This window comes from Micromonospora sp. NPDC127501 (assembly GCF_040302185.1).
Taxonomy (GTDB): domain Bacteria; phylum Actinomycetota; class Actinomycetes; order Mycobacteriales; family Micromonosporaceae; genus Micromonospora.
This window is the reverse complement of record NZ_JBEORJ010000001.1, coordinates 1-17688: the sequence shown is the minus strand read 5'-3', so window position 1 is coordinate 17688 and position 17688 is coordinate 1. Positions and strand designations below refer to the sequence as shown.

Genomic DNA, 17688 nt, shown 5'->3' with positions numbered 1-17688 from the left:
TCTCGCTCACCCTCCGGCAGTCGCGGCTCGCCGGATCAACGGGATCCGCCGCCGTGCCCTTCGATCCGCCTCCGCGTCGCGGGGTGGAGAGGTGTTGGTCGGCGCCTTTGGAGCTGAATCGTTTGCGACATCACCGTGGCACACAGAGGGTGTGAATCGTTTGCGGCATCAGCTCCAAAGGCAGCGTGCCAACCCATACAGCCCCACAGCCCGCAGCGCTTGCGGCCCGAGGCAGCGCGGGGCGTTCAGGCGGCGGGGAGAGCGGCGAGCCGACTGGCGCGGTGGCCGGCGACGGCCACGGCGACCGCGAGGGCCAGGGCGATCAGGAAGAAGACGTCCGCGCCGGTGAAGGCCGCGTGAAAGCCCGCCGTCGGGTCGGTGGCAGAGCTGGCACGGGTGTACGCGATGGTGAGGATCGCGATGCCGAGTGAGCCGCCGAGTTGGTGGGCGACGTTGACGAGACCGGACGCGGCGCCGGCGTCCTGCGGTTCGACACCGGCGACGCCGCCCTGGGTCATCAGGATGATGGCGATGCCCTGGCCGATTCCGATCACCAGCAGGGGCAGCAGCACGTCCGGGAAGTAGCTGGAGTCGGTCGAGATGCGCGACAGCCAGGCCATGCCGACCAGCGCGAGAACGAGCGATGCCACCAGCAGGACTGGACGGCCGAGCCGGTTCTGCAGGGGCCGGATGGCGTACACCATGGCGAAGAACATGCCGGTGATGGGCACGTACGCGAAGCCGGTCTGTAGGGCGCTGAGGTGCAGCACCTCCTGGAAGTACTGGCTGAGGAAGTAGAAGGTGGAGAAGGTCGCGCCGACGATGAGGATCCGCCCGGCGTACGCCCCGGAGCGCTCCAGGCTGCGGAAGAGCCGCAGTGGGGTGATGGGCTGCGGTGCCCGGTGTTCGATCAGCACGAAGGCGGTCAGGAGGCCGGTGCCGAGGCCCAACGCGGCCACGGTGGTCGGCGCGCCCCAGCCGGCCGCTGCGGCCTGGATGAAGCCGTATACCAGGGCGGTCATGCCGCCGGTGGAGGTGAGAGCCCCGCCGAGGTCGAACGTACCGGCACGGCGTTCGGTCTCGACCAGGAACCGTGGTGCGAGCAGCGCGATGGCGATGCCGATCGGAACGTTGACGAGCATTCCCCAACGCCAGGAGAGCAGGTCGGTGAAGACGCCGCCGGTGACGATGCCGACGCTGCCGCCGGCGCCGATGACCGCGCTGTAGAGGGCGATCACCCTGGCTCGGGCCCCCGGTTGAGGGTGGTCGGCGACCAGCAGCGCGAGCGTGGAGGGCACGGCGAGCGCGGCGGCGAGACCCTGCACGACGCGGGCGGTGATCAGCCAGCTGCCGCTCTGGGCGAGGCCGGCGGCGAGGGACGCCGCGGTGAACAGGGTGATCCCGGCGAGGAAGACGCGGCGGCGGCCGAGCAGGTCACCGGCTCGTGCGCCGAGCAGGAGCAGGCCGCCGAACGCCAGGACGTAGGCGTTCTGCACCCAGGAGAGCCCGGACTGGGAGAAGCCGAACTGCCGCTGCACGTGCGGCAACGCGGTCGTGATGATCGAGGTGTCCAGCGTCATCATGAGCTGCGAGCCGAGGATGAGCGCCAAGGCGATCCCGCGACGGGAAGCGGGAGTCGGAGACATGGTCCGCCTACTTTCGGACTAGACTGATAGGAGACCTCCGAATAAGTGGAGGCGCACTATCACTCTAGTGATAGCCGACCTCCGGTTGCTAGCGCTGGGAGACATCGGCATCGTGACGGCCCTCACCCACCTGCGCGTGGCCCGCCCGCACCGGGCCGACGCCGCCCGCAACTACGACGCGATCCTGGCGGCGGCCCGGGTCGCCTTCGCCGAGCAGGGCGCGGAAGCTCCGCTGGAGGAGATCGCCCGCCGGGCCGGAGTGGGCATCGCGACGCTCTACCGCAACTTCCCGACCCGGGAGGTGCTGATCGAGAACGTCTACGTCACCGAGGTCGAGGCGGTGTGCGCGACCGCCGGGGAGGCGGAGAGGCTCGCCCCTCGCGACGGCCTGTACGCATGGCTGCGGCGCTTCGTGGAGTACATCGGGGCGAAGCAACCGCTGGCCGCCGGCCTGAACCGGGAGTCCACCGCCTACCTGGAGTGTCGGCGGGCGCTCTACGCCGCCGGTGGGCCGCTGCTGGAGCGGGCCCAGCGGGCGCGCGAGGTGCGCGCCGACGTGACCATCGACGACGTCATGCGTCTGACCAGCGCCATCGCCTCCGGGCACTTCCCCCGCGCCGACCAGCGCGATCACGTGCTCACGGTCGCCCTGGACGGGCTGAGCACGCAGCCGTAGTGACCTCAGGCCAGCCTGCGGGTCGATGTCCGAAGTGGAACAGCTGCGGAACGTGATCGCGGAATCACGATGGACTCGGGCCCTTGACTCTCGGGAAACATCGGGCCACCATCTGACAACGTTGTCAGAGACCCCCGCCGTATGACAACGTTGTCATGTCTGGAGGCAAGATGTCCGAGCCATCGCCGATTTCCCGGCGTACCTTCCTCTCCGCCGGCGCGACGCTGCTGGCGTCGGTCGGGGTGACCGCGGCTCTCCCGGACGCCCTCGCGTCCGCCGCCGGGCCGGCGCCGACCGCCACCCCCACCCCCACCCCCACCGCCACCGACCTGGCCCGGTACCGCCCGGTGACGGTCTCCTCGACCGACTACGCGCCGACGCCGGCCACCTTCGCCGTGGACGGCCTGCCGCAGGTCGGCGTCCGGGGGAGTGGATGGCGCGCCGCCAACGGCGACCCGCAGTGGATTTCGGTGGACCTCCAGGCGCTGTGCCGGATCGAGGCCGTCTCCCTGGTCTTCGAGGCCACGCTCACCGACGGGCCGTTCGACGGCAACTACACCGACACCGACGGCGACGAGATCCTCTCCAGCGCCGCGACGGCGTACCGGATCGAGGTCTCCACCGACGGCCGTGCCTGGCGCTCGGTGTACGAGACCAGCGAGGGCCAGGGCGGCGCGCAGACCATCAAGCTGCCCGAGCCGGTCAGCGCCCGGTGGATCCGGATGACCGCCACGAAGCGCTCGAACAGCAACCCGGTGGGCCTCAACGGCTTCCAGGTCTACGGCGTACCGCTGGCCGGCCGGCCGAAGGCCGAGGGCTGGACCAGTTGGGAGGGCGGCAACACCGGCCCGGCCCCCGAGCTGAGGGTCGCCGCCGACGGCACGGTGCCGCTGGAGTCGGGCTGGTCGTTGACGATGGACGACTTCGCCGGCACCGCCGACGGCGCCGAACTCTCCCGTGCCGGCGTCGACGTCCGGTCCTGGCTGCCGGCGACGGTGCCCGGCACCGTGCTGGGCACCCTGGTCGAGCAGGGCCACCTGCCCGACCCGGTGGCCGGCTTCAACAACATGCGCATCCCGGAGGCGCTGTCCCGGCACACGTGGTGGTACCGGCGTGCGCTGCGGCTGCCGCGCGACCTGGACACCTCGGCCGGTCGACGGATCTGGCTGGAGTTCGACGGGATCAACCACGAGGCGACCGCCTGGGTCAACGGCGTGCAGGTCGGCAGCGTCAAGCACCCGTTCGCGCGGGCTGCCTTCGACATCACCGACGCGTTGGCCGGTCACCGTGGCGAGCACGTCCTCGCCGTCCGGGTCACCCCGATGCCGCACCCGGGCACGCCCGGCGACAAGGGCCCCGACGGTCGTACCTTCCTCCAGTCGGCCCACCACTACCTTGACGCACCGACCTACCTGGCGGTGTCCGGGTGGGACTGGATGCCGGCCGTCCGTGACCGGGTCACCGGCCTGTGGGACCACGTCCGCCTGCGCAGCACCGGCGCCGTGGTCATCGGCGACCCGCACGTGCAGACCACGCTGCCCGATCTGCCCGGCACCGACACCGCCGAGGTCACCATCCGGGTGCCGGTCCGCAACGCGGCGACCAGCGCCACCACTGTCACCGTCCGCGCCGAGTTCGACAAGGTACGCGTCGAGTCGACAGTGACCGTTCCCGCCGGCGGGAGCACCACAGTCACCTTCACGCCGGAGCGCTTCCGCGCGCTGCGGCTGCGCGACCCCCGGCTCTGGTGGCCCAACGGCTACGGCGACCCCCACCTGTACGACCTCACTCTCACCGCCACCGTGAAGCGCTCGGTCAGCGACCGGCGTGCGCTCCGCTTCGGTGTCCGCGAGTTCGCCTACGACTGGCACCAGCCGATCGTCATCTCGCCGCCCGGCAAGCCCGCGCTGGAGTTCGTCGACGGCGCGGCGACCCAGACGGTCACGTTCGACCGGCAGCACGCCCGGCACGTGCGCATCCAAGCCGGCCAGCGCGCCACCGGTTGGGGCATCTCGATGTTCGCGCTGTCGGTAGCCGACGGCACCGGCCCGGATCTCGCCCTGCGCCGCGACGCCACCGCGTCGTCGTCGGAGAACGACGGCAACGGTCCCGGCAAGGCCGTCGACGGCGACGCGGCGACCCGCTGGGCCTCGCAGGCCGAGGACAACCAGTGGATCCAGGTCGACCTCGGCGCGGCTGTCGACTTCGACCGGGTCACCATCGTGTGGGAGCAGGCGTACGCGCTGGACTACCGCGTCCAGGTCTCCGCCGACGGGGACGCCTGGAGCGACGTGACGTCGGTCAGCAACGACACCCCGCTGGGCAGCCGCGCCACCCAGGTCGAGACGTTCGCCAGCCAGACCGCACAGCACCTGCGCATCCAGACCGGAGCGCGGGTGACCTCGTGGGGCGTGTCCATGTGGGCGCTGTCGGTGCAGCGGCAGGCCGAGCCGGACGTCGACCTGGCCCTGCGCCGGACCGCCACCGCGTCGTCGTCCGACAGTGACTCGAACGGCCCGGACCGGGCCGTCGACGGCAACCCCCGGACCCGCTGGTCGTCGAAGTTCGAGGACAACCAGTGGATCCAGGTCGACCTCGGCGCTCCGGTCAGCTTCGATCAGGTCACCATCGTCTGGGAGCAGGCGTACGCCCGTGACTTCGTCATCCAGGTCTCGGACGACGGGCAGCGGTGGACCGACGTGAAGTCGGTCAGCAACGCCGTCACCCAGCTCAAGATCAGTGTGAACGGTGTGCCGGTGTTCGCCCGGGGCGGCAACTGGGGCTGGGACGAGCTGCTGCGTCGGGTGCTGCCCGACCGGCTGGCCGACACCGTCGAGATGCACCGCGACATGAACTTCACGATGATCCGCAACTGGCTCGGCAGCAGCAACCGCGAGGAGCTGTACCAGGCCTGCGACGAGCAGGGCATCCTGGTGTGGAACGACTTCTGGCAGGCGGGGGCGTTCCTGCCCAACCCGCCCGGCTACGTCGACATCGCCGCCGACACGATCCGGCGGTTCCGCCACCACCCGAGCATCGTGGTGTGGTGTGGCGCGAACGAGGGTGACCCGCCGCCCATCGTGGACGCCGGGCTCAAGCAGGCCGCGGCCACCGAGCACCCGGAGATCCTCTACATCCCCAACTCGGCCGGCGGCATCGTCAGCGGCCACGGCCCGTACCACTGGGTGGAGCCGGCGACGTACAACAACAGGAACACCTACGACACGGGCGCGTTCGGTTTCCACACCGAGATCGGCATGCCGGTGGTGTCGGTGGTCGAGAGCATGCGCAATCTCGTCGGTGACGCGCCGGAGTGGCCGATCGGTGAGGTGTGGAACTACCACGACTGGTCGACCATCGGTAACCAGCGTGTCGGCACGTACCAGGCGGCGATCGACGCGCGGCTCGGTGAGTCCGACTCGCTCGACGAGTTCGCCACCCGGGCGCAGTTCGTCAACTACGAGAGCCACCGCGCCATGTTCGAGGCGTGGAACGCCAACCTGTGGCGGGACGCCACCGGTCTGCTGCTGTGGATGTCGCACCCGGCGTGGCACAGCACGGTCTGGCAGACCTACGACTACGACCTCGACGTGAACGGCGCCTACTACGGCGCGCGCAAGGGGTGCGAACCGGTGCACGTCCAGGCCGACCCGGGCACCTGGCAGGTCCGGGTGGTCAACCACACCGCCGCCCCGCTCAGCGGGGTCACCGTGAGCGCCCGGCGCTACGACCTGAGCGGCCGGTCGCTGGGCTCACCCCAGCGTCAGCGGGTGGACGTGGCCCGCTCGGCCACCACGGCGGCCTTCCCGCTCTCCGCGCCGGACGGCGGCGGGCTGCACCTGGTGCGACTGGAGCTGCGGGACAGCAGGGACCGGCTGCTCGCGGAGAACACCTACTGGCGCTACGACAAGGCCGAGCAGTTGCGGGCGCTCAACGACGTACCGAGCACCCGACTGTCGACGTCGTCGAGCACCGTACGCGTCGTGGACGGGCGCAACACCGTCACCACGACGGTCCGCAACCAGGGTCGTACGGTCGCCGCTCTGGTGCGGCTCGCGGTGCGCGACCAGCGCGGCAAGCGGGTCCTGCCGGCCCGCTACGACGACAACTACTTCTGGCTCCTGCCGGGGGAGAGCCGCGACGTGCGGATCTCCTGGCCGGCCCGGTCGGGCCTCGCCCGCCAGGTCACGGTGACCGCGCAGGCGTACAACTCCTAGACCAGGGCGCTGCGAGGCTTGCTGGCTCTGGCCGCGGACCCGGAGCTGTGGACCGGCGGGGTGTGGCTCGGCCGGTGACGGTCGGTCACCTTCGTCGGGGCGGATGCGATTGTGAGCGGTATACCTCAGAGGTATGAATATGCCTCTGAGGTTTACCGCTTTTCGGCAGATCGACATGGCGGGCACCCGGCCCGCGAGCTGATCGCCGGCCAGGCCTGTTCAACGCATCCGGGGTGCCTGACGAGCCATTCACGGAGGTCTTGCGGCGGTCATCGTATACAACATACGCTCCCCGAATCGCCCACTTGAGGAGCTCTCCATGACGAACCTCTCCGTCCGCGAAACGAACCTGCCCCGCCGCCGGGTGCTCCGGGTCGCGGTGGCGGCGGCCGCCGTCGTCTGCACGGTCGTCGCCTGCTCACCGGTGTCGAACAACGAAGGCGGCGACCCGTCCGGCGGCGACCAGTCGGCAGGCCAGGATTCCTTCGGTACGCCCGCCGACCCCGCCGCCGTGAAGCAGGGCGGCAAGCTGGTCATCGCCCTTTCCGCCGAGCCCGACGCGCTGGACCCGACGCTGTCGAGAAGCCTCTACTCCCGCTACGTCTTCCAGGCCATGTGCCAGAAGCTCTACGACGTCAACGAGCAGGCGCAGGTCGTACCGCAGCTCGCGACGGCACTGCCCACCACGAGCGGCGACGGCCGGACGGTGACCATTCCGCTGCGGCCCGGCGTGCGCTTCGCGGACGGCACGGCGTTCGACTCGGCCGCGGTGAAGGCCACCCTGCAACGCCACCTCACCAACGCCCGGTCGGCGCGCAAGAGCGAACTCGGCCCCATCGACGGCGTCGACACCCCGGACGCGCAGACCGTCGTCCTGCGGCTGAAGCAGCCGTTCGCACCGCTGCTCGGTGCCCTCGCCGACCGGGCCGGCATGATCATGAGCGCGCAGGCGCTGCGGACCCTGGGCGACGACTTCGCCTCGGCACCGGTCTGCGTCGGCCCATTCAAGTTCGCGAAGCGGGTGCCGCAGAACTCCATCGAGGTGGTGCGGGACCCGAACTACTACGACGCGAGCAAGGTGCACCTGGACACCATCTCGTGGCGGATCCTCACCGACGCCAGCATCCGCGCCGCCAACCTGCGCTCCGGCGACGCGCAGGTCGCCGACTCGGTCTCCACCCAGGACGTCGCCTCGCTCCGGCAGGACGCGGCGGTCTCCGTCCTCCAGTCGCAGTCCCTCGGCTACCAGGGTCTGACCATCAACGTCGGCAACGTCGACGGCGTCGGCACCGCCCCCAAGCCCATCAACCGCCCCCTCGCCCAGAACGCCAAGGTGCGGCAGGCCTTCGAGCACGCCATCGACCGCAAGGCCCTGGTCGACGCGGTCTTCAACGGTCTGCACGCCGCCGCCTGCTCCCCGATCTCGCCCGCGAGCACGTTCTCGTCCCCCGAGGCGCAGACCTGCCCGGCGCACGACCCCGCCAAGGCCAAGCAGTTGCTGGCCGAGGCCGGCGTGCAGACGCCGTACACGGTCACGATGCTGGCCTCGAACACCCCCGACACGCTGCGTCTCGCGCAGGCATTGCAGTCCATGGTCAAGGACGGCGGATTCGACCTGAAGATCAACCCGGTGGAGTACTCGTCGCTCCTCGACGAGCAGGACCGCGGCAACTTCGAGTTGCTGCAACTGGGGTGGAGCGGACGGATCGACCCGGACGCCAACATCACGAACTTCGTCGGCACCAACGCCAGCCAGAACGTCGCCGGCTACAGCAACCCGCAGCTCGACACCCTGCTGACCCAGGCCCGACAGGCCGGCGACGTCGAGCAGCGCAGGAAGCTGTACGGGCAGGCGGTCACAGTGCTCCAGCAGGACGACGCCCTGATCTACCTCTACCGGCAGCGCAACCTGACCGCCGTCAGCAAGCAGATCCAGGGCCTTCAGGTCTACCCGGACGGCGTGATCCGGGCGGCCTTCGCCGGCTTCGGCAAGTAGGCCGTCGTGGCCCGATATCTGCTCACCCGCGCCTGGCAGTCGGCGCTGACCCTGCTGTTGTCGACGATCGTGGTCTTCGTCGGCGTACGGGCGCTCCCCGGCGACCCGGCCCTCGCCCTGGCCGGGGAGGACCGGTCGCCGGAGGCCCTGGAGGCCATCCGGCGGCACTACGGGCTGGACCAGCCGCTGCCGGTGCAGTTCGCCCAGTACGTGGAACGCATGGCGCAGGGCGACTTCGGGGTGTCGATCCGCACCGGCACACCGGTCTCGTCGATGCTCACGACCGCCCTGCCGGTGACCGTCGAGCTGTCCGTCCTGGCGATCCTCATCGCGGCGGCGCTCGGCGTCGGCGCCGGGGTGCTCGCGGCGGTCCGTCGTGGACGGCCGGCGGAGTGGCTCGCCAACGGCCTGGCCCTGATCGGCCTGTCGGTGCCGCACTTCTGGCTGGGGCTGCTGGCGATCCTCTACCTGTCCGTGGCGACCGGGCTCTTCCCCGCCTCCGGCTTCGTGCCGATCCTGGAGGACCCCGTGGACAACCTGCACCACATCGTCCTGCCGGCCGTGATCCTGGGCACCGGCCTGGCCGCCATCATCATGCGGCAGACCCGGTCGGCGATGTTGGACTCGCTCTCCTCCGACTACGTGCGCACGGCGAAGGCGAAGGGCCTGCGACCGCGCGCGGTCATCACCCGGCACGCCCTGCGGAACAGCCTCATCGTGGTGGTGACCGTCGTGGGTCTCCAACTCGGCGGGCTGATCTCCGGCGCGGTCGTCACCGAACAGATCTTCGGGCTGCCGGGCTTCGGCAAGATGACCATCGACGCGGTGTTCCAACGGGACTACCCGGTGATCCAGGCCGTCGTCCTGCTCACCGCCGCGGCCTACATCGTGATCAACTTCTTCGTGGACCTGCTCTACTCGGTCATCGATCCACGAATCCGGGTGACGGGAGATCCGGCATGACCGTCCTCACCGTACCGATGGCGGAGACCGGCACCGCCAGCATCACCCGGCGTACCCGGGTGCTGCGGCGGCTGCGGCGCAACCCGCTCGCCGTGGTGAGCTTCGTCGTGCTCGCGCTGGCGGGCGTCATCGCGCTGCTCTCACCCTGGCTCGCGCCGTACTCGGTCGACCAGACCGACTTCGCCCGTACGTTCGCACCTCCCGGCACCGCCGGGCACCTGCTGGGCACCGACGACCTCGGCCGGGACGTCCTCTCCCGCATCATGCTCGGCGCCCGGGCGTCGTTGCAGGTGGGGCTCCTGGCGGTGGCCACGTCGCTGGTCATCGGGGTGCCGCTCGGGCTCGCCGCCGGGTACTTCCGGGCCTGGGACGCGGTGATCTCGCGCTTCACCGACCTGTTGCTGGCGTTCCCGTTTCTGATCATGGCGGTGGGTTTGGCGGCCATCCGGGGCGCCAGCCTCGGCAACGCCGCGGTGGCCATCGGCATCGCCCAGATCCCCGGGGTGATCCGGGTCGTCCGCTCGGACACGCTGCGTCTCAAGTCGCTGGACTTCGTCGCGGCGGCCGTCGTGGACGGCGCGAGCGACCTGTGGGTGCTGGCCCGGCACATCCTGCCGAACGCGACCTCGGTGATCCTGGTGCAGGCCACTGTCGCCATCCCGGCCGCGATCCTCGGCGAGGCGGTGCTGTCCTTCCTGGGCCTCGGCATCCAGCCCCCGGCACCCAGTCTCGGCACCATGCTGGCCACCGCCCAGCAGTTCGCCGCCCGCGCACCCTGGGCCGCCGTCTTCCCCGGCGTGGTGATCATGGGCCTGGCGCTGGCGTTCAACGTCTTCGGTGACGCCCTGCGCGACGCCCTCGACCCGAAGGGAGACCGGCGATGACCACCGCCTCCGCGCCCGTGCTGGAGATCCGCGACCTGTCGGTGTCGTTCCCGACCGAGACCGGCACCGTCTCGGCGGTCGACGGGGTCAGCCTGGACCTCGCAGCCGGCGAGATCGTCGGAATGGTGGGCGAGTCGGGGTGCGGAAAGAGCGTCACCGCGATGAGCATCGCCGGACTGCTCCCGGGCAGCGCCCGGGTCACCGGGTCGGTACGCCTGGACGGCACCCAGCTGGTCGGGGCCCGCGAGTCGGCCCTGCGTCGGGTCCGTGGCCGGGAGATCGCGTACATCTTCCAGGAACCGATGACGTCGTTGAACCCGGTGCTCACCGTCGGGCGGCAGATCGGGGAGGTGCTCCAGGTCCACGAACGGATGTCCCGACGGGCGGCGCGGGCCCGCGCCGTCGAGCTGTTGACGCTCGTCGGGATCCCGTCCGCCACCCAGCGGGTCGACAACTATCCGCACCAACTCTCCGGGGGCATGCGCCAGCGCGTGATGATCGCGATGGCGGTCGCCTGCGGCCCGAAGGTGCTGGTGGCCGACGAGCCGACCACCGCGCTGGACGTCACCGTCCAGGCCGGCATCCTCCAGGTGCTGCGGGACCTGCGCGACCGGCTCGGCACGAGCGTCCTCATCATCACCCACGACCTCGGCGTGATCGCCGACATCGCGGACCGCGTCGTCGTCATGTACGCGGGCCGGGTGGTCGAACGGGCGCCGGTGGACGACCTGTTCGCCCACCCACGGCACCGGTACACGGCCGGCCTCCTGTCGGCGTCACCGCAGCCGGGCCGGCACGCCGGCACCGACCGGTTGACCGAGATCCCCGGGCTGGTGCCCGTCCTGGCCAGCCAACCCGACGCCTGCACCTTCGCGGATCGCTGCCCGGCCGCCGATGAGCAGTGCCGGGCGGCCGCCCCACCGTTGGAGGATGTCGGTGGCACCGACCATCTCGCGGCCTGTTGGCACCCCTGCACCACGGCACCGACGGCAGCTCAGGAGGCGAACCGATGACGCCGCAGCCGAACGCCCTGGAGATCACGGACCTGGTGATGCACTTCGGCCCGGTGCGTGCCGTGGACGGGGTGTCCCTGACCATCGCGCGGGGCCGGGTCACGGCCCTGGTGGGGGAGAGCGGTTCCGGGAAGTCCACAGTGGGCCGATGCGTGGTGCGGCTCGTCGAGCCGACCGCGGGGACGGTCCGGATCGCGGGCACCGACGTCACCCACCTGTCCCGACGACGGCTGCGCCCCCATCGCGGCGCGGTGTCGATCGTCTTCCAGGACCCGGCCGCGTCACTGGACCCACGCATGCTGGTGGGCGAGATCGTGGCCGAGCCGTTGCGGCTGGCCGGCAAGCGGATCTCCCGGCGCGACCGGGACGCCCGCGTCGCCCCCCAACTCGAACGGGTCGGCCTGCGCGCCGAGGTGGCCCGTCGCTATCCCCACGAGCTGTCCGGCGGGCAACGCCAACGGGTCAGCATCGCGCGGGCCCTGATCTCCGAGCCCATGCTGCTCATCGCGGACGAACCCACCAGCGCGCTCGACGTGTCAGTGCAGGCGTCGGTGCTCAACCTCCTCGCCGACCTGCAACGCGACATCGGATTCGCCTGCCTCTTCATCACCCACGACCTCTCCGCTGTCGAGTACCTGGCCGACGACATCGCGGTCATGTACCTGGGTCAACTCGTCGAGACGGGCAGCCGCGAGCGGATCTTCGCCCGGCCCGCACACCCGTACACGCAGGCGCTGCTCTCCGCCGCGCCGGTGGCCGACCCGGTGCGTCAGCGCCACCGCCAGCCGGTGCTGCTCGGCGACGACCTGCCGTCCGCGCTCGACCCGCCGTCCGGCTGCCGGTTCCGGACCCGGTGCCCGCTCGCCTTCGACCGGTGCGCGACGGAGGTGCCGGCGCAGACCGCCACCGGCGACGGCATGGCCGCCTGCCACCTGGTCCGGCCGGACGGCACCGGTCCCGACGTTCGTACCGCAGATCCCAGTGAGGTGTTGTCATGACGTTCACCACCCGACCCACGTTGCAGGGCACCTTCGGCATGGTGTCCTCCACCCACTGGCTCGCCAGCCAGTCGGCGATGGGCATCCTGGAACGCGGGGGCAACGCCTTCGACGCCGCGGTCACGGCCGGGTTCGTCCTGCACGTCGTCGAGCCGCACCTGAACGGGCCCGGCGGCGAGGTACCGGCCATCGTGGCCACCGCGCGGGACCCCCGACCGAAGGTGCTGTGCGGGCAGGGGCCGGCGCCGGCCGGCGCCACCATCGCGCACTTCCGCTCGCTCGGGATGGACCTCATCCCGGGTGCCGGGCCGCTCGCGGCGGCCGTACCGGGCGCGGTGGACGCCTGGCTCCTGCTGCTGCGCGACCACGGCACGCTCACCCTCGCCGAGGTGCTGGAGCCGGCGATCGGCTACGCCGGCGCCGGGCACCCGCTGGTGGGCCGGGTCGGTGACACGGTGGCGGCCGTCCGGTCGTTGTTCGAGGAACACTGGCCCACCTCCGCCGCGCTCTGGCTGCGCGGCGGCCGGCCACCGGCTGCGGGGGAGTTGGTCACCAACCCGGCGTACGCGGATACCCTGCGCCGGCTCGTCGAGGCGGGACGGGCGGCCGGCGTCGACCGGGAGGCCCAGATCGAGGCGGCGCGCCGGGCCTGGAGCACGGGTTTCGTCGCCGACGCGATCGACGCGTTCAGCCGGCGACCGTTCCAGGACTCCAGTGGCCGTCCGCACGCCGGGCTGGTCACCGGCGACGACCTGGCCGCGTACTCGGCGAGCTGGGAGTCGCCAGCCACCCTGGACTGGCACGGCTACTCGGTGGCGAAGACCGGTTTCTGGGGTCAGGGCCCGGTGCTGCTGGAGTCCCTGGCCACAGTGGACGCGCTCGACGACCCGGGCGCGTACGACCCGGCGACCGCGGCGGGTGTGCACGCCCAGGTCGAGGCGCTCAAGCTCGCCTTCGCCGATCGGGAGGCCTGGTACGGCGACGGGGCCGACGTGCCCGCCAAGGCGCTGCTCTCGCCGCAGTACGCGCGGGAGCGGGCCGCCCTGATCGGCGATCGCGCGTCGGCGGAGTTGCGGCCTGGGCGCCCGGACGGGGCGCAGCCGCGCCTGCCCGCCCACGTCCGACCCGGTGCCGCGCGGCGTACCGGGCCGACGGATGCCACGACGGGAGAGCCGACAGTGCAGTCGGACGGGGTGACCCGGGGCGACACCTGTCACGTGGACGTGGTCGACCGCTGGGGCAACATGATCTCCGCGACGCCCAGCGGCGGCTGGTTGCAGAGTTCCCCGACGATTCCGGAGCTGGGCTTTCCGCTGGGCAGCAGGTTGCAGATGTTCTGGCTGGAGGAGGGGCTCGCCTCGTCGCTGGCGCCGGGCCGCCGCCCGCGTACGACGTTGAGCCCGACGATGGTGCACCGCGACGGTGAGCCGGTGCTGGCCTGCGGCACCCCCGGCGGCGACCAGCAGGACCAGTGGCAGTTGCCGTTCCTGCTGCGGCACCTCGTCGGTGGGCAGAGCCTTCAGGAGGCCATCGACGCACCGGCGTGGCACACGGTCAGCCTGCCGGGGTCGTTCTATCCCCGCGACATGGAGCCCGGTGTCCTGGTGGTGGAGAACCGGTTCGACGAGGGCGTGCTGGCGGCCCTGCGGGCGTACGGGCACGAGGTGCGGGTCACCGACGGGTGGAGCCTCGGTCGGCTCTGCGCGGTGACCCGTGACCCGGCGACGGGAGTGCTGGCGGCCGGCGCGAACCCCCGGGGGATGCAGGGCTACGCGTGCGGCCGGTAGCGGGCGGCGTGGCCGCGTGCCCGTCAGCGGGCGCCGTAGCCGCCTTCGGCGTTCTCGTACGCCGCGGCGGATGCCGCGTCGAGGTGGTCGAGCGCGGCCCGCTCGGCGCGGTCACCGTCGCCCGACTCGATGGCGTCGACGAGTTGGATGTGCTCGGCCCACGAGTGTGGCGCGCGTTCGGCCGCCCCGAGCCGGAAGACCCACTGGACATGGAGGTAGAGCGACTTGGCGATCGACGACAGCCAGGGGTTTCCGCTGATCTGGAGGATGCGCAGGTGCAGCATGCTGTTCAGCTCGGCGACCCGGGCCAGGTCGTGGCGCTGGGTCGCCTCGCGGCCCTGGTCGAGCAGGGCGCGCAGGGACGCCACGTCGGCCGAGGTGGCCCGCTCGGCGGCCAGTCGGGCGGCCAGCGTCTCCAGGCGCTCGCGCACGGCGAACATGTCGGTGATGGTCCCGCTGCTGGGTGAGGCGACGACCGCTCCCCGGCGGGGAAGGATCACGACGAACCCCTCCGCCTCGGCGACGCGTAGTGCCTCCCGCACGGGGTTGCGGGAGACGCCGAAGTCCTCGGCGAGGCGGTCCTCGGTCAGCCGTTCCCCGGGCAGGTAGTCGCCGTCGATGATGGCGGTCCGCAGCGCGGCGAGGACCTGATCGCGGAGCGGCAGGTGTTGCGCACCGAGCTTGTCCCGTAGGTCTTCAGCCACCTGGTCGCCTCTCCGTGAACGTGTCCGGACAAAGTGTATACGAAGAACAATTACTGGAAGGTGGCCGACAGTGTCGAGCACAGCGCCCCGCGTCACCCACCCCCGCGTCGCCCCGCGCCGAGACGAGCGCCTGCTGCGGCGACGGCAGGCGCTCGTCGTCGTCCTCACCTTCCTCACCGGTAGCGCCGACGCTCTCGGTTTCCTCGCCCTCGGCGGCGCCTTCGCCAGCGTGATGACCGGCAACATGGTCCTGCTCGGGCTCTCGGCCGGCCGAGGTGAAGCCGATCTGGCTCTGACGTCGGGCTGCGCCATCGTCAGCTTCATCGTCGGTGTCCTCGCGGGCGCCCGCGTCGTCGGCTCGGCACAGCCCGACGATCCGGTCTGGCCCCGGCGGGTCACCTGGGCGCTGGTCCTGGAGCTGTCGGTGTTCGGGGTGTTCGCCGTCGTCTGGGAGGTCACCCTGCACACCCCCGACACGGGCGTCCACCTGGCGCTGCTCATGCTGTCCGCGGTAGCGCTGGGCGTGCAGAGCAGTGCGATCCAACGTTTCGGCGTGTCCGGCCTGTCCTCCACGTACCTGACCGGCACCCTCACCAGCCTGATCGCCGGGGTCGCCGCGCGCAGCCCGTGGGCCAGCCTGCGCCCCAAGGCTCAGGTGCTGCTGGCCCTCATGGTCGGCGCGGCGGTCGGCGCCCTGGTCGCCCTGCACCTGCCGGTCGTCGCCCCGGCCCTGCTGATCGTGCCGCTGGTGCTCGTCATCGCCGTGTCCGCGCGGATGCGGGCCTGACCGTCAGACACCGCGTGCGAACAGGGCCAGCCGTACCCGGTTGGGGCTTTCGGTCTTGGTCATCAGGCTGGTGATGTGGGTCTTGACCGTGGTGACACCGATGTGGAGCTGGTCGGCGATCTCGGTGTTGGACAGGCCCTCGGCGACCAGGTCGAGCACGTCCCGTTCCCGGGCGGTCAGGCCCGGCAGGGCCGGTGGTGACCCGGGGCGGGCGTGCACCGCACGCTGCACGAGGCGACGCAGCACCTCCGGGCTGAACGGGCTGTCACCGACGGCGGCCCGGCGGATGCCGTCCAGCAGCTCGGTCGGGGGTGCGTCCTTGAGCAGGAACCCGCACGCCCCGGCGGTCAGCGCGGGGTAGAGGTGGTCGTCGTCGCCGAACGTGGTCAGCACCAGGACGCGGGTGGCGGGGCGTTCGGCGAGGATCCGGCTGGTCGCGGTGATCCCGTCGACACCGGGCATCCGCAGGTCCATGACGACGACATCGGGGAGGAGCCGCCCGGCCAGCGGGATCGCCTCACGGCCGTTGTCGGCCTCCCCGACGACCTCGATGTCGGGTTGGGCGTCGCAGAGCATGCGCAGCCCGGCCCGGATGAGGTGCTGGTCGTCGACCAGCAGCACCCGGATCACGCCGGCTCCGGCGCGGGCGACCCGGCCGGGGCCTCCCGCTCGCGGGGCACCGCGCCGACCGGTGCGTCGCCGGACGCGGCGGCCACGACCGGAAGGACGGTTCGCACCCGCCACCCGGCGTCGGTCGGGCCCGCCTCCAGCCGGCCGCCGAGGACCTCGACACGCTCGCGCATCCCGGTGATGCCGTGCCCGCCACCGGCCGGCACGCCCGCCGGCATCCCGCCGCGCCCGTTGTCGGTGACCTCCCAGTGCACGGCGCCGTCCCGGACAGCCACCACGAGGTGCGCGAGCGCGGACGTCCCCGCGTGTTTGGCCACGTTGGTCAGCGCCTCCTGGGTCAGTCGCAGCACCGCCATGCCGCGCACCGCGTCGAGTGAACCGATCGCCGGGTCGAGATCGGCCTCCACCGTGACACCAGCCTGCCGGGCGCGGTCGATGGACGCGCCGATCGCCGCCGGCAGCGCGGACGGTTCGATCGCGGTCAGCGCCGCGTCGCCGCGTACCCCGTCGGGGTTGCGCAGCACCGCGACCAGCCGGCGCAGCTCGGCGAGGGCCGCGGTGCCGGTGCCGTGCACGTCGTCGAAGACCTCGCCCACCCGCGGGTCCAGGTCGGTGAGTACGTGCCGGGCCACGCCGACCCGCAGGACCATCGACGCCACATGGTGCGCAATGACGTCGTGCAGCTCGCGGGCGATGGCGCTGCGTTCGTCGGCGCGGGCAGCGCGACTCTCCGAGGCGTGCTGGCGTTGCTCGGCCACCGCCCGCTCCACGGCCTGCCGACTCAGCTCCCGGTTGGTGCGGATGACGAGACCGAGCAGCACCGGCACACCGACCTCCAGGGCCAGGCCGACGACGCCCGAGGCGACCTGGCGGACCGGGTCGCCGACCGAGTCGGTCAGGTCGACCACGACCAGCAGCGCGGCGGACAGCCAGATGGTCCGGGGGCGGCGTGCCCGCATGGTGATCTCGAGCAGGGCCCAGCTCGCGCCAACCTGGTTGATGGTGAAGTCGTCGACCAGGCGGATCGCGACCGTCAGCAGGGCGGCCTGCGCCAGCAGGTTGACCACCGGCCAGCGGTGCACCGCCAGCCCCACGGTGAACGCGAGGACCGCGAGGATCCACTGTGTCGTCGTGGGCGTGCTGGCGGAGTGCGGGACGAAGAGCAGGTAGCCCAGCCCGGCGAGGTCGAGCAGCGCCATCCGCACGAGCGTGTCCCGCATGTCGAACAGTCGCCCCGGCCAGCTCACGGTGGTCAGCCTAGGTGCTGCGGGCCCGGGGGGGGGGGCGCGCGCGCGGGCCCCCCCCCGCCCCCCCGCCCGGCCCGCGCCCCGCGCCCCGGCGGACGCGTGCAGGGGGGGGCAGCCGCGCCCCCGCCAAACACACCCCC

The 17688-nt window shown here is 71.8% G+C and carries 13 protein-coding genes; 9 read left to right on the top strand and 4 right to left on the bottom strand.

The features are described 5' to 3' along the window. Nucleotides 1–245: 245 nt before the first annotated feature. Complete coding sequence (locus ABTW72_RS00065) at nt 246–1646, bottom strand: MFS transporter (protein WP_350852019.1); 1401 nt, start codon at nt 1644–1646, stop codon at nt 246–248. Nucleotides 1647–1758: 112 nt separating this feature from the next. Between ABTW72_RS00065 and ABTW72_RS00060 the strand changes: the two genes are divergently transcribed. The 8 genes from ABTW72_RS00060 (at nt 1759) to ABTW72_RS00025 (ending at nt 14180) form a co-directional block, all read left to right on the top strand. Continuing rightward, entirely contained in the window at nt 1759–2322 is a 564-nt protein-coding gene (locus tag ABTW72_RS00060) for a TetR/AcrR family transcriptional regulator (RefSeq protein ID WP_350852016.1), read from the top strand. A 170-nt stretch (nt 2323–2492) separates the two neighbouring features. After that, entirely contained in the window at nt 2493–6539 is a 4047-nt protein-coding gene (locus tag ABTW72_RS00055) for a discoidin domain-containing protein (RefSeq protein ID WP_350852013.1), read from the top strand. Nucleotides 6540–6858: 319 nt separating this feature from the next. Continuing rightward, complete coding sequence (locus ABTW72_RS00050; protein ID WP_350852010.1) at nt 6859–8535, top strand: ABC transporter substrate-binding protein; 1677 nt, start codon at nt 6859–6861, stop codon at nt 8533–8535. A 6-nt stretch (nt 8536–8541) separates the two neighbouring features. Then, nucleotides 8542–9498: an ABC transporter permease gene (locus ABTW72_RS00045; RefSeq protein ID WP_091399352.1), complete on the top strand. Its 957-nt coding sequence runs from the start codon at nt 8542–8544 to the stop codon at nt 9496–9498. Then, complete coding sequence (locus ABTW72_RS00040) at nt 9495–10382, top strand: ABC transporter permease (RefSeq protein ID WP_091399349.1); 888 nt, start codon at nt 9495–9497, stop codon at nt 10380–10382. Before ABTW72_RS00045 ends, ABTW72_RS00040 begins: the two co-directional genes overlap by 4 nt. Further along, on the top strand, nt 10379–11395 hold the full coding sequence (locus ABTW72_RS00035; RefSeq protein WP_350852005.1) for an ABC transporter ATP-binding protein: 1017 nt from the start codon (nt 10379–10381) through the stop codon (nt 11393–11395). Before ABTW72_RS00040 ends, ABTW72_RS00035 begins: the two co-directional genes overlap by 4 nt. After that, nucleotides 11392–12393, top strand: coding sequence for an ABC transporter ATP-binding protein (locus ABTW72_RS00030; protein ID WP_350852002.1), 1002 nt, complete (start codon nt 11392–11394; stop codon nt 12391–12393). The genes ABTW72_RS00035 and ABTW72_RS00030 overlap by 4 nt, the downstream gene beginning before the upstream one ends. Further along, complete coding sequence (locus ABTW72_RS00025; RefSeq protein WP_350851999.1) at nt 12390–14180, top strand: gamma-glutamyltransferase family protein; 1791 nt, start codon at nt 12390–12392, stop codon at nt 14178–14180. The genes ABTW72_RS00030 and ABTW72_RS00025 overlap by 4 nt, the downstream gene beginning before the upstream one ends. Nucleotides 14181–14203: 23 nt before the next feature. Here ABTW72_RS00025 and ABTW72_RS00020 read toward each other — a convergent pair whose 3' ends face one another. Next, complete coding sequence (locus tag ABTW72_RS00020) at nt 14204–14884, bottom strand: GntR family transcriptional regulator (RefSeq protein ID WP_350851996.1); 681 nt, start codon at nt 14882–14884, stop codon at nt 14204–14206. A gap of 70 nt (nt 14885–14954) precedes the next feature. Here ABTW72_RS00020 and ABTW72_RS00015 point away from each other — a divergent pair, with 70 nt between their 5' ends. Beyond that, nucleotides 14955–15671: a YoaK family protein gene (locus ABTW72_RS00015; protein ID WP_350851993.1), complete on the top strand. Its 717-nt coding sequence runs from the start codon at nt 14955–14957 to the stop codon at nt 15669–15671. A 3-nt stretch (nt 15672–15674) separates the two neighbouring features. On the opposite strand, the gene ABTW72_RS00010 is transcribed toward ABTW72_RS00015, so the two are convergent. Further along, a complete protein-coding gene (locus ABTW72_RS00010; protein ID WP_350851990.1) occupies nt 15675–16301 on the bottom strand; it encodes a response regulator transcription factor in 627 nt (208 codons plus the stop codon). Next, nucleotides 16298–17548, bottom strand: a complete 1251-nt coding sequence (locus ABTW72_RS00005; protein ID WP_350851987.1) for a sensor histidine kinase — start codon at nt 17546–17548, stop codon at nt 16298–16300. The genes ABTW72_RS00010 and ABTW72_RS00005 overlap by 4 nt, the downstream gene beginning before the upstream one ends. Between the last annotated feature and the right edge of the window lie 140 nt (nt 17549–17688).